Source organism: Microbacterium sp. I2 (assembly GCF_051364985.1).
Taxonomy (GTDB): Bacteria; Actinomycetota; Actinomycetes; order Actinomycetales; family Microbacteriaceae; genus Microbacterium.
Map to the genome: position 1 here is coordinate 112823 of NZ_JBLWIH010000022.1, position 11808 is coordinate 124630.

The 11808-nt window shown below is 68.5% G+C and carries 8 protein-coding genes; 5 read left to right on the top strand and 3 right to left on the bottom strand.

Annotated features, from left to right (window positions below; genetic code table 11):
- The first annotated feature begins 36 nt into the window (after nt 1-36).
- From ACLKM7_RS16075 to ACLKM7_RS16090, 4 genes are all read left to right on the top strand, one after another.
- Complete coding sequence (locus ACLKM7_RS16075) at nt 37-924, top strand: carbohydrate ABC transporter permease (RefSeq protein ID WP_436448418.1); 888 nt, start codon at nt 37-39, stop codon at nt 922-924.
- A 52-nt stretch (nt 925-976) separates the two neighbouring features.
- A complete protein-coding gene (locus ACLKM7_RS16080; protein WP_436448170.1) occupies nt 977-2659 on the top strand; it encodes an ABC transporter substrate-binding protein in 1683 nt (560 codons plus the stop codon).
- 100 nt (nt 2660-2759) lie between these two features.
- Entirely contained in the window at nt 2760-4772 is a 2013-nt protein-coding gene (locus tag ACLKM7_RS16085; protein WP_436448171.1) for a beta-galactosidase, read from the top strand.
- A gap of 74 nt (nt 4773-4846) precedes the next feature.
- Nucleotides 4847-5551 (top strand): DUF624 domain-containing protein, encoded by a 705-nt coding sequence (locus ACLKM7_RS16090; RefSeq protein ID WP_436448172.1) that lies wholly within the window; start codon nt 4847-4849, stop codon nt 5549-5551.
- A gap of 376 nt (nt 5552-5927) precedes the next feature.
- Here ACLKM7_RS16090 and ACLKM7_RS16095 read toward each other — a convergent pair whose 3' ends face one another.
- Genes ACLKM7_RS16095 through uxaC form a run of 3 tightly spaced genes read right to left on the bottom strand, consistent with a single transcriptional unit; the run spans nt 5928 to nt 10648 of the window.
- Complete coding sequence (locus tag ACLKM7_RS16095; protein ID WP_436448173.1) at nt 5928-7892, bottom strand: alpha-glucuronidase; 1965 nt, start codon at nt 7890-7892, stop codon at nt 5928-5930.
- Nucleotides 7893-7928: 36 nt separating this feature from the next.
- The gene (manD, locus tag ACLKM7_RS16100; RefSeq protein WP_436448174.1) at nt 7929-9173 is read right to left on the bottom strand and encodes a D-mannonate dehydratase ManD; all 1245 of its coding nucleotides are present in this window, start codon (nt 9171-9173) and stop codon (nt 7929-7931) included.
- Entirely contained in the window at nt 9170-10648 is a 1479-nt protein-coding gene (uxaC, locus tag ACLKM7_RS16105) for a glucuronate isomerase (RefSeq protein ID WP_436448175.1), read from the bottom strand. Before uxaC ends, manD begins: the two co-directional genes overlap by 4 nt.
- A 144-nt stretch (nt 10649-10792) precedes the next feature.
- Between uxaC and ACLKM7_RS16110 the strand changes: the two genes are divergently transcribed.
- Nucleotides 10793-11803, top strand: coding sequence for a LacI family DNA-binding transcriptional regulator (locus tag ACLKM7_RS16110; RefSeq protein ID WP_436448176.1), 1011 nt, complete (start codon nt 10793-10795; stop codon nt 11801-11803).
- Nucleotides 11804-11808 lie beyond the last annotated feature (5 nt).

The window sequence follows — 11808 nt, forward strand, 5'->3', positions numbered from 1 at the left end:
CCCCGGAAGGCTGCGGACCGCATCTTCCGGCCCGCGATGCAGGGCGGCATCCGAGACTCCCGCAGCTACACGGTGTTCCGCGCGATCAATGCGGCGCTCATCGTGGTGATCTGCTTCGTCACGCTCTATCCGTTCCTCAACGTGGTCGCGCAGGCGTTCAGCTCCGAGGCGTACATCCGCTCGGGCCAGGTCAACCTGATCCCGCAGGGCTTCAACGTCACGACGTTCAGCTACGTGATGGGCGACCCGCTGTTCTGGCGCAACTACGGCAACACCGTCGTCTACACGGTCGTGGCGACCGCGATCGCGATGGTGCTGACCACGACCTTCGCCTACGCGCTGTCGAAGCGGCACCTCAAGGGGCGGGCCTTCTTCATCGGGGTCGCGGTCTTCACGATGTTCTTCAACGGCGGGCTGATCCCCAACTACATCCTGATCAACACGCTCGGCTTCAAGAACACCATCTGGGCGATCGTCATCCCGAACGCGATCAGCGTGTTCAACCTGCTGGTGATGAAGGCGTTCTTCGAGAACTTCCCGACGGACCTCGAAGAGGCGGCCGCGATCGACGGTCTGACCACGTACGGCATCCTGTGGAAGATCGTGCTGCCGCTGAGCAAGGCGGTGATCGCGACGATGGTGCTCTTCTACGCGGTCTCGTTCTGGAACTCCTGGTTCGCGGCGTTCCTCTATATGGACGACGCGCAGCTGTACCCGGTGACGGTGTATCTGAGGAATCTGCTGGCGGCAGCCACCGGCACAGAGGCGCTCGGCGCCGGGAGCGGATCGGGCGACTCGGCGCAGGTCGCCTCGAACGTCAAGGCGGTCACGATGCTCCTCACGGTGCTGCCGATCATCTGCCTCTACCCCTTCATCCAGAAGTACTTCGTCTCCGGCGTGATGCTCGGCTCGGTCAAGCAGTGACCGGCCGGCCCCCGGGACGCACCCTCTCGACCCCCCTAAGAAAGGAAATCTGATGGCACAGCAGATCCGAGCGATCGGCCGCACGCGACGCGGCGTGATGCTCGCCGGTGCGCTGCTCGCGGCGGGCGCCCTCGTCCTCAGCGGCTGCGACTCTCCGAGCGGAGAGACCGAAGGCGAGGCGACGGAGTTCGACTTCACCGGCAAGGACGTCGGCGCGATGGAGGACTACGGGGTCGGCGACACGTTCACCGCCACGGAGCCCGTCGAGTTCGGACTCTTCTACCGCGATCACCCGAACTATCCCCTCGACGAGGACTGGCTGATGCTGCAGGAGCTGGAGGCGAACCAGAAGGTGACCTTCGACTTCGTCAGCGCTCCGCTGTCGGAGTGGGACCAGCGCAAGTCGCTCGTCATCGGCGCCGGCGACGCGCCCGACATCATCTCGGTCACCTACCCGGGCCAGGAGGTGTCGTTCGTCTCGGGCGGCGCGATCCTGCCGGCGAGCGACTTCGTGCAATACATGCCCAACTTCATGGACAAGGTCGAGAAGTGGGACATGGAGGCCGACCTCGACCAGCTCCGCCAGGAAGACGGCAAGTTCTACCTGTTCCCCGGTTTCCGCGAAGAGCCTCGCGCCGAGTACTCGTTCGCGGTGCGCAGCGACATCTGGGAAGAGCTCGGCCTCAGCCTCGAGCCCGAGACGTTCGATGAGTTCCGCGAGCAGCTGCGCACGGTCAAGGAGGCCTACCCCGACCTCTACCCCATGACGGACCGCTGGTCGGCCAACGGCCCGCTCGAGGGCACACTCACCTTCGTGGCTCCCAACTTCGGGACGCAGGCCGGATGGGGCTTCGGCGAGGGGCTCACCCATAAGGACGGTGAGTTCGAGTACACCGGTGCGACCGACGAGTACCGCGACCTGATCGAGTTCTACGCCTCGCTCGTCGAGGAAGGGCTGCTCGACCCCGAGGCGGTGACGCAGGACGACGACCAGGCGATCCAGAAGTTCGCTTCGGGGCAGGCTCTGTCGATCGGCACGAACGACCAGGAGATCGTCCGCTACCGTACGACGGTCGAGGAGCTCGGCACCGATGCCGAGATGGCCATGATCCGGGTGCCGGCCGGGCCCGCCGGCGACAACTTCCAGTACGGCCAGCGCCTCATCAGCGGCTTCATGCTCTCGAGCGAGGTCGCCGAGTCCGAGAACTTCCTGGCGCTGCTGCAGTTCCTGGACTGGCTGTACTACTCCGACGAGGGCCTCGAGTTCGCCAAGTGGGGTGTCGAGGGTGAGACCTACGAGAAGGACGACTCGGGCAAGCGCACGCTCAACGAGAACATCACCGCGATGGGACTGAACCCCGGCGCACCCGAGAACCTACAGGCCGACTACGGCTTCTCCAACGGCGTGTGGACGCTGGCCCACGGCTCGACACTCGAGCTCGACCGGTCGATGCTGCGCGACGAGACGCTGGAGTTCCTCGACAAGATGTCGACCAAGGAGGTGCTCGAACTGCCGCCGCCCGCCCCGCTCAGCGAGGTGGAGCGCGAGCAGGTCTCGCTGTACCAGTCGGCCCTGAAGGACCACGTGTGGCAGAACACCGCGCAGTTCATCCTCGGCCAGCGCTCGCTGGACGAGTGGGACGCGTACGTGGCCGAGCTCGAAGGGCTCAACATGGGCGCCTACATCGACATCGTCAATGAGGCCCGCCAACGGTACGAAGAGAACAACAACTGACACCTGACGGATGCCGCGGCCCCGAGTCTCCGCGTGAGGCCCGGGGCTGCGGCATCCGTCATCACCCGCTTCTGGAGCAGCTTCGATGTCCCTTCCCGCGATGAGCAAGATCCCCTTCGGCGGGGATTACAACCCCGAGCAGTGGGACGAGGAGGTATGGGATGCCGACTACCGGGCGTTCGATCTCGCCGGGATCGACCTGCTGACGGTCGGCGTCTTCGCGTGGGCCCTCACGCAGCCCGACGAAGAGACCTACGACTTCGGGACGCTGCAGCGGATCCTCGATCGCGCACACGCCGAGGGCCGCAAGGTGTGCCTGGCCACCGGCACCGCGGCTGTTCCGCCGTGGCTGGCGCGGCGGCATCCCGATGTCTGCCGCACGGACTTCGAAGGACGGCGGCACGTGTTCGGGGTGCGTCACAACGCCTGCGCGAGCTCGCCGACCTACCGGCGGCTGGCCGCGGCGGTCGCGGGCCGGATCGCCGAGCAATTCGCAGACCATCCCGCGGTGGTCGCATGGCACATCAACAACGAGTACGGCGGTCTCTGCTACTGCGAGAACTGCGCGGCCGAGTTCCGGCTGTGGCTGCGAGCAAGGTACGGCACCCTCGATCGCCTCAACGACGCGTGGAACACGACGTTCTGGTCGCACCGCTTCTCCGACTGGGAGCAGATCGTGCCGCCCAACATGCTCTCGGAGCACTGGCGCGGCCCCAACCACACCGCATTCCAGGGCATCACCCTCGACTATCACCGGTTCAACACCGACAACATCCTCCGCACCTTCCGCGAGGAGAAGGACGCGATCCGCGCCCACTCCGACCTTCCCGCCACCACGAACATGATGGCGATCTACCGGCACCTCGACTATCACCGCTGGGCTGCCCACCTGGACTTCGCGTCATGGGACAACTACCCCACCGACGGCTCTCCGGTCTCGCGCATGGCGCTCAGCCACTCGCTCATGCGCGGCCTCAAGGACGGCCAGCCGTTCTGGCTCATGGAGCAGACGCCCACCATGACGGCGACCCGGGATTTCAACCCCGTCAAGCGGCCCGGCGTGATGCGGCTGTGGTCGTGGCAGGCCGTCGCCCACGGCTCGGACTCGGTGCTATTCTTCCAGATGCGCCACAGCAAGGGCGCGTCCGAGAAGTATCACGGCGCGATCCTGAACCATGCCGGGCGCACCGACACGCGCGCGTTCCTCGAGGTCGCTGCGCTCGGAGCCGAGCTCGACACGGTCGGAGACCGCCTGCTGGACGCACGGACGCCTGCGAAGGTCGCGCTGCTGTTCGACTGGGACTCGTGGTGGGCACTCGAGATCTCGGACGGCTTCAGCCGCGCCGTCAAGTACGAGGCGCAGGTGGTGTCCTACTACGAAGCGCTGTGGCAGGCGGGAGCGGTGGTCGATGTCGTGCCGGTGACCGCCGACCTCTCGGCCTATGACGTGGTGGTGGCGCCGTTCCTGCACATGCTCAAGGGCGACACGGCGACACGCTTGGAGGACGTCGCCCGTCGTGGCGGCACCGTGCTCACCACCGTGATGTCGGGCCGCGTCGACGAGGACGACAACGCCTTCCTCATGGACGTCCCGGGCCCGCTCGGCGACCTCACGGGGATCCGCGTGGATGAGACGGACTCGCTCCCGCCCGACCACTCGCAGCCCGTCGTGCTGGCGATGCCCGGCGGCGCTGAGCGCACGGTGGCGGCATCCCACCTGTTCGACGTCGTGCAGCCGCAGGGTGCGACCGCGGTCGGCGTCTACACCGAGGACTTCTATGCCGGTACTCCCGCAGTGACGCGCAACGCGTTCGGCGACGGCGAAGGCTGGTACGTCGCCACGTGCCTCGACCAGGACGGCGTGGACTGGGTGGTGCGGCGGGTGCTCGAGCGCCACGGACTGGAGGGGCCGTTCGCCGACGTGCGCGACCTCGAGCACACCACTCGCGAGGTGGCCGGACGCCGGTACGACTTCGTGCTGAACCACGCCGCCGTGCCTGTGGCGGTCGATTCCCCTTTCGCGGGCGTAGACATCCTCACCGGCCGCTCGATCGCCCAGGGAGACGCGCTCGAGCTCGGTCCGGCGGATGTGCTGATCGTCGAGGCGCGATGACGAAGGCGACACACGACCTTGCACCGGGCAGGATGGTCTCCGATGCCGAACCACACACACGACGGCCGGCGCCCATGACAGGCGATCGGGGAGCGCCCGACCCGCGCCGGGAGCTGTTCGGGCGAGTCACGGGCGTCATCTACTGGTTCGTGATCGTCGAGATCTGCTTCCTCCTCGCCGCCACGCCTGGCCTCATCGGCATCCTGCTGCTGGAGCGGGCGCCGTCCAACCTCCCCCTCTACGCCCTGTGCCTGGTGCCGTTGGGGCCGGCCTTCTCGGCGGCGATGTCGGCGATGGCGGCGATGGCGGCACGTGGACGCGACGAAGAGCTCTCGGTGTGGCCCCGCTTCTGGCGGGCGTACGTCGGCAACCTGCGCGATGTGCTCTTCGTGTGGATCCCCGCGCTCGTCGTCGCGACGATCCTCGGCATGAACATCGCGTTCGGCGGAGTGGTGGGCGTCGACGGATTCTTCATCGGCGCGTCGGTCGTGCTGCTGGTCTTCGTCGCGCTGTGGTCGGCGAATGGCGTCGTCATCGCGTCGCACTTCCGTTTCCGCGCTCGCGACACCGCCCGCCTCGCGCTGTACTACCTGGCCGCGAAACCCCTCGTCACCCTCGGCACGCTGTCGTATCTCGTGCTCGCGACGGCGATCGTCGCGTTCTCGTCGGACTGGGTGCTGGCGCTCCTGGCCGTCTTCTTCGCCGCGTTCGCGCGGGTGGTCGCGCGGCCGATGATCGCCGACATCACCGGCCGTTTCGTCGCGCCCGACGGGCCCTAGACACTCGCGGTCCGATGCGCGCCCCCACGCCCCGGCGCCCGGGCGCCCGGGTCGCACCTCGACGTTGAACCACCACGTAGAGGTTGAGAAACCATGTAGAGGTTGAGACACCACGCCCCGGACGGTTTCTCAACCTCCGTGCGGTTTCTCAACGTGCGTGTGGCTTCTCACACCTGGACGACGACGGATGCCGTGGCCCACGGCATCCCGCATCACCTGCTCTGGTGGGCCGACACGTGTACGCGACTGCGCGGGTGCTGGGTGAGGTTGAGAAACCATGTAGAGGTTGAGACATCACGCGCCGGAGGGTTTCTCAACGTGCGTGCGGTTTCTCACCCACAGCGGGGTGACGAATCGCACTGGGGGAGCGCGTACCTCAGTAGATCGTCCGGCCGCGCTCGTCCGGGATGCCGGACTTGCGCCAGAAGTACGTGTTGATCTGATCGCGCCACTCGACGGCTGACCGTCGCTGTTCGGCGAGCCGGTCGCTCACGCGGGCGTGGAGCGCGGCATCCACCCGTCCCTCGAGTGCGGCCCAGACCGCGGGAAGCTTCTCGACGGTCTCGACACCGGCGAAGTGCGTGTCGTAGATGTGCTGGATGACCGTCGATCCGCTGTGCAGCCGGTGGGTGTACGGCACATGGTGGAAGAACAGCAGCAGCTCGTCGGGGACTGTCTCGAGCGACTCGTACACCTCACGCCAGGGTGACGGGTACTGCCCCGCGTAGCCCGTTCCCGTCGCGACGGTGCGGTCGACTCCGATGCCGTCCCGATCGGCGAAGTGGTACGTGCCCCACGGCGAATACTCGTAGCCGTCGACGGCGGGTCCGTAGTGGCCTTGCGGCGACACCATGAAGCCGACACCGAGCGGTGCGGTGTACGACTCATAGGTGCGCCAGGAATCGTCGAGGATCGAGTGGATGCCGTCGCGCACGCCTTCGTCCAGGCCGAAGGTGAGCGCGATCCATTCGTCGAGGATCGCCGCCGGCTCCAGGGTCGGGTCCCACGCGAGACGGCCGTATGCGTACAGGTTCGCCTGGGCGAGCGGATGCCCCGTCCAGAACACGTCATCGCCGACGTTGGACACCGCCACGATCCCGCCGCGGACGATCTCGGCCAGGCGTCGCCCTTCGTCGCCGAACGGCCGGAAGTCGAGGATCTCACGCCACTGCGGGGCGAGGTAGACGGCGTGGAGCTGATGCCCGGTGTACTCCTGCGTGACCTGCAGCTCGAGCGCCACGCGCGTGTCGCGCATCGCGGGGATCACGGGCGAGACCGGCTCGCGGGTCTGGAAGTCGAGCGGGCCGTACTTCACCTGCACGACGACGTTGTCGTCGAAGTGGCCGTCGAGCGGAGCGAAGTGGTCGTACGCGGCACGAGCCCGGTCGGTCGAACGATCGCGCCAGTCCTGCCGGTGGTTGTAGACGAACGCCCGCCAGTGCACCATGCCGCCGTGCGGCGCGAGCGCCCGCGCGAGCATGTTCGCGCCTTCTGCGTGGCTGCGGCCGTAGGCGAAGGGACCGGGCTGCCCTTCCGAATCGGCCTTGACCACGAAGCCGCCGAAGTCCGGGATCGCGGCGTACACGCCATTCGCCGTCTCGGCCCACCACTCCTGCACTCCGTCGTCGAGGGGGTCGGAGGTGCCGAGGCCACCGAGCGTGAGGGGTGCGGCGAAGCTCACCGACAGATGCGTTCGGATTCCCCATCGCCGGAACACGCCGGCCAGCCGTGCGACGCCGGGCAGATCGTCGGTGAGCAGTCGTGCCTCGCGCGCGTGGACGTTGACGTTGTTGATCGCGACCCGGTTGATCCCGATCGAGGCGAGCAGCCGCGCATACCGCTCGACCCGCGTGAGGTCGTCGCGCAGACTGCCGTCGTCGTAGAAGATCGATCCGCCCGCGTACCCGCGTTCGACCTGACCCATCACCGGATGCACCGCGACGTTGTCCCAGTGGTCGAGCATGCGCAGCTCGTGCGCGGGCTCGTGGCGGGTCGTTGCGGGGCTGCGGTGCGGCTGAACCAGGATCGCCTCGCGCAGCAGCTGGAACCATCCATAGAGGGCTCCGGATGCTCCGCCATAGCGGACGACCGTGCGGTCGGTTCCTCGCGTCAGGGCGAAGGACTCCGGTCCGAGTGCGTCGGCCGCGTCGGCCGGCTCGACGAGGATGTCGGTGCCGTCGCCCCCGGCGGCGTCGACCAGTCGCAGGCCGAGGGCCGCGGCATCCTGTCGCACGGTGTCGAAGAGGTCGCCGTCGCCGGCGATCGCGATCGAACGGCCGCGGAGGCCCGTGCCCTCGCGGTCGGCGAGGTCGTCGGGCAGCCACATCGAGTGCACGGTCATGTCTTCTCCTTCGGGGATGCCGGCAGCCGGCACCCCTCACCAGTCATGGACGGTTCCATCGACGAGCCGCGCCGTCGGCAGATATGCGGGCTCGTAGGGGAAGTGCTCGGCCGCCACGTCGTCGTAGTCGACGCCGAGGCCCGGCTGATCGCCGGGATGCAGCATCCCGTCGGCGAAGGAGTACGACGTGCGGAACACCTCGCCGGCGAGCGGCTGGTGCTCCATGTACTCCTGAATGCCGAAGTTGTGGATCGCGAGGTCGAGATGAAGTGCGGCGGCCATGCCGATGGGCGAGATGTCGGTCGGGCCGTGGCTGCCGGAGCGGATGTTGTAGAGCGCCGCGAAGTCGAAGATGCGGCGCAGGCCCGTGATGCCGCCGGAGTGGGTCACCGACGCACGGACGAAATCGATGAGTTGCTCCTGGATCAGCGTCCGGAAGTCCCACACCGAGTTCAGCACCTCGCCGATCGCGAGCGGGGTGGTGGTGTGCCGGCGGACGAGCCGCAGCGACTCCTGGTTCTCGACCGGCGTGCAGTCCTCGAGCCAGAAGAGGTCGTACGGCTCGAGCTCGCGCCCCAGCCGCGCCGCCTGGATCGGTGTCAGCCGGTGGTGCGCGTCGTGCAGGAGCAGCACGTCGGGGCCGAACTCGGCCCGCGCCCATTCGAAGACGCCGGGCAGGTGCCGCATATATCGCGCAGAGTCCCAGCCCTCCTCGACTGCGAGACCTGCCCGTTTCGCCGGCTCGTACGCATAGCGCCCTGCCACAGCCGCGGCCACGCCGTACATCGCGCCCATTCCGGGGACCGCGACCTGCAGCCGGATGGCTCGGTGGCCCTCCTCGAGCCGGGCACGGATGGAGTCGCCGAGCGACGCGAGATCGCTGCCTGACGCGTGCGCGTAGACCAGAGCACCGCTGCGCGAGGCGCCGCCCAGCAGCTCATACAGCGGCACGCCGGCGAGCTTGGCCTTGATGTCCCACAGAGCCATGTCGACGGCCGCGATGGCCGACATCGTGACGGGCCCGCGCCGCCAGTACGCCGAGCGGTAGAGCAGCTGCCAGGTGTCTTCGATGCGGTGCGCGTCGCGCCCGACGAGGAGGGGGGCGACGTGGTCGCGCAGGTACGACGCCACCGCGAGCTCGCGACCGTTGAGCGTCGCGTCGCCGAGCCCGACGACGCCGTCCTGTGTCGTGAGGCGCAACGTGACGAAGTTTCGCGACGGGCTCGAGACCAGCACCTCGGCCGACCGGATTCCCGCGACGGCGGACGCGAGCGCGGTCATGCGGCGGCACCGGCCGGCGCCGGGTAGCTGTCGCGCGCGAGCCGGTAGGCGAGGTCCGCCGCGGTGTCCAGCGCCTCGTCCAGGCCGAGCCGGTGTTCGGCCACCAGGCGGGCGAGGTACCCGGCATCCGCTCGCCTCGACAGGTCGTGTCGCGCAGGGATCGAGCAGAACGCGCGTGTGTCGTCCACGAACCCGCTGGTGTTGCGGAAGCCGGCCGTGTCGGTCGTCGCCTCGCGGAACCGGCGCATCGCGTCGGGGGAGTCCAGGAACCACCACGGCGCGCCCAGGCGCAGTCCCGGGTACGCGCCGGCCAGCGGGGCGAGCTCACGGGAGTACACCGTCTCGTCGACCGTGAACACGACCATGCGGAAGTTCTCGTGGTGTCCGAACGCCTCGAGCGCCGGACGCAGCGCACGCGTGAATTCCGTGGCGATCGGGATGTCGTAGCCGATGTCGTGCCCGTACCGCGTTGCCGCCGTGCGGTCGTGATCGCGGACGACGCCCGGGTGCAGCTGCATCACGAGGCCGTCCTCGGCCGACATCTCCGCCATCTGGAACAGCATGTGAGCGGTGAACGCGGCCGCGCCGGCGGAGTCGATCTCGCCGCGCCGCGCGTCGTCGAACAGGCGCCGCGCGTCGGTGTCGGCGAGCGGGGTCGTATCGGGTCTCAGGTGACCGTGGTCGGTCGCCCGCGCACCGGCGCGGATGAAGGCTCGCCGACGCTCGCGCAACGCGTCGAGGAAGCCGTCGTAGTGGCCCGCGTCCACGCCGCTGGACTCACCCAGTGCCGGCAGCAGCGACGCCCAGTCGGCGCGGGCCGGCTCGAGCAGCGGATCGGGACGGAAGGTCGGGATGACGCGCCCGGCCCAGCCGTCGGCTGCGAGGCGCGCGTGGGCCTCGAGCGACGAGGTGGCGGGATCCGTCGTCGCGAGCACCTCGATGCCGAAGCGCTCGAACAGGGCGCGCGGCCGGTACTCGGGCCGAGAGAGACGCTCGGAGAGATGGTCGAACAGGATGTCGGCCGTCTCGGCCGAAGGCGGGGCGGGCGCCTCGAACACGTCGATGAGGACATGTTCGAGCCAGAACCTCGTCGGCGTGGCGCGGAACGCCCCCCAGCCGGCGCAGAATCGCCGCCAGATCTCGCGTGGGTCAGCCTCTGCCCCTGGCCCGACTCCGAGGTCGGCGACCGTGCGCACGCCTGCGTCGCGGATGGGTCCCGGCGCCGTCGCCTGTGACACCAGCATCCGCACCAGGTAGTGGTCGGGCGTCACGAGCAGGGCGGCAGGGTCGGGGAACTGCTCGTCGTCGGCGAGCATGGCCGCGTCGACGTGTCCGTGCATCGAGACGATCGGAAGGTGCTGGGTGGTTCGCAGGATCTCGCGTGCCACATCGCGAACCCCCGGGTCGGAGGGGAGCGCGCGGTCGGGGTGCAGCGCCCAGGTGCGCGGTGCCTCGACCGCAGGGGGGACCGTCATCGGCGTGCTCCTTCGATGTAAACGTTCTTACTCCACTGTAAACGTTATTGTGGTTCCGGCGGTACGACAGGTTTCCGTCGGTGTTCTTCCACAAGATCTGCGGGAGAATGATCTCCTCCGAGCAGCAAGGTGGCGCACAGGTTGGTGACCGTACATGATGTCGCCGCTCGCTCCGGCGTGTCGATCGCGACCGTATCGCGCGCGCTGCGCGAGCCGCATCGCGTGTCGGAAGACACCCGCGATCGAGTCCTGGCCGCTGTCCGCGACTTGGGGTACCGTCCGAACCGGGCGGCGAGCAGCCTTCGCCGCGGCCGCACCGGCGTCATCGCCCTGGTCGTGCCCGACATCGTCAACCCGTACTTCTCGTCGCTCACCAAGGGTGCGCAGGGTCTTTCACGCGAGCGAGGCTACGGACTCGTCGTCGTCGACACCACCGAGCTCGCCGAGGTCGAGGCAGAGGAGATCGCCGCCCTCCGCTCGCAGATCGACGGCATCATTCTGGCGTCCTCGCGACTTCCCGACGACCGGCTCGTCGAGGTCATGAGCACGACCACGTGCGTCCTGATCAACCGAGACCTCAGTGAGCTGGGGGTGACGGCACCGACGGTCACGATCGACGAACGGTCGGGCGCCCGCACCGCCGTCGGCCACCTGTACGACCTGGGCCACCGCCGCATCGCATACGTCGGCGGACCGGAGCGGTCGTGGTCCCAGGGTCGCCGCGCCCATGGCACACGTGAAGCGGCCGCTGAGCTCGACGGGGTCACGCTGACCGAGGTGGGCTCCTTCGCGCCGGACGTCGACGGCGGCCGCGCGGCGGCGGCGGCAGCACGCGACAGCGGCGCGACCGCTGTCATCGCCTACAACGACCTCGTCGCCCTCGGCCTTCTCGCACGATGGTCCGAGACGGGCATCCGCGTCCCCGACGACGTGAGTCTCATGGGCTTCGACAACACGTTCGTAGCGGAGTTGTCGTCGCCGCGCCTGACGAGCGTCGGCGCAGACCTCACCGAGTGCGGCGAGCTCGCCGTCGAGCTCCTGCTCGAGCGGATCGACCACCAGGAGCCGGCCGAGGCAGGGCTTCACCGCGTGGTCACGCCACGCCTCGCTGTCCGCGACTCGACCGCGGGCCCCGCCGGCGCAGACCCGCGCTGACCGCG

What these genes read in the sequence shown, in the direction of transcription:
- ACLKM7_RS16090 (WP_436448172.1), top strand. Translation starts at nt 4,847, where the DNA reads ATGACAGGCGATCGGGGAGCGCCCGACCCGCGCCGGGAGCTGTTCGGG.
- ACLKM7_RS16075 (WP_436448418.1), top strand. Translation starts at nt 37, where the DNA reads ATGCAGGGCGGCATCCGAGACTCCCGCAGCTACACGGTGTTCCGCGCG.
- ACLKM7_RS16085 (WP_436448171.1), top strand. Translation starts at nt 2,760, where the DNA reads ATGAGCAAGATCCCCTTCGGCGGGGATTACAACCCCGAGCAGTGGGAC.
- ACLKM7_RS16080 (WP_436448170.1), top strand. Translation starts at nt 977, where the DNA reads ATGGCACAGCAGATCCGAGCGATCGGCCGCACGCGACGCGGCGTGATG.
- uxaC (WP_436448175.1), bottom strand. Translation starts at nt 10,648, where the DNA reads ATGACGGTCCCCCCTGCGGTCGAGGCACCGCGCACCTGGGCGCTGCAC.
- ACLKM7_RS16095 (WP_436448173.1), bottom strand. Translation starts at nt 7,892, where the DNA reads ATGACCGTGCACTCGATGTGGCTGCCCGACGACCTCGCCGACCGCGAG.
- manD (WP_436448174.1), bottom strand. Translation starts at nt 9,173, where the DNA reads ATGACCGCGCTCGCGTCCGCCGTCGCGGGAATCCGGTCGGCCGAGGTG.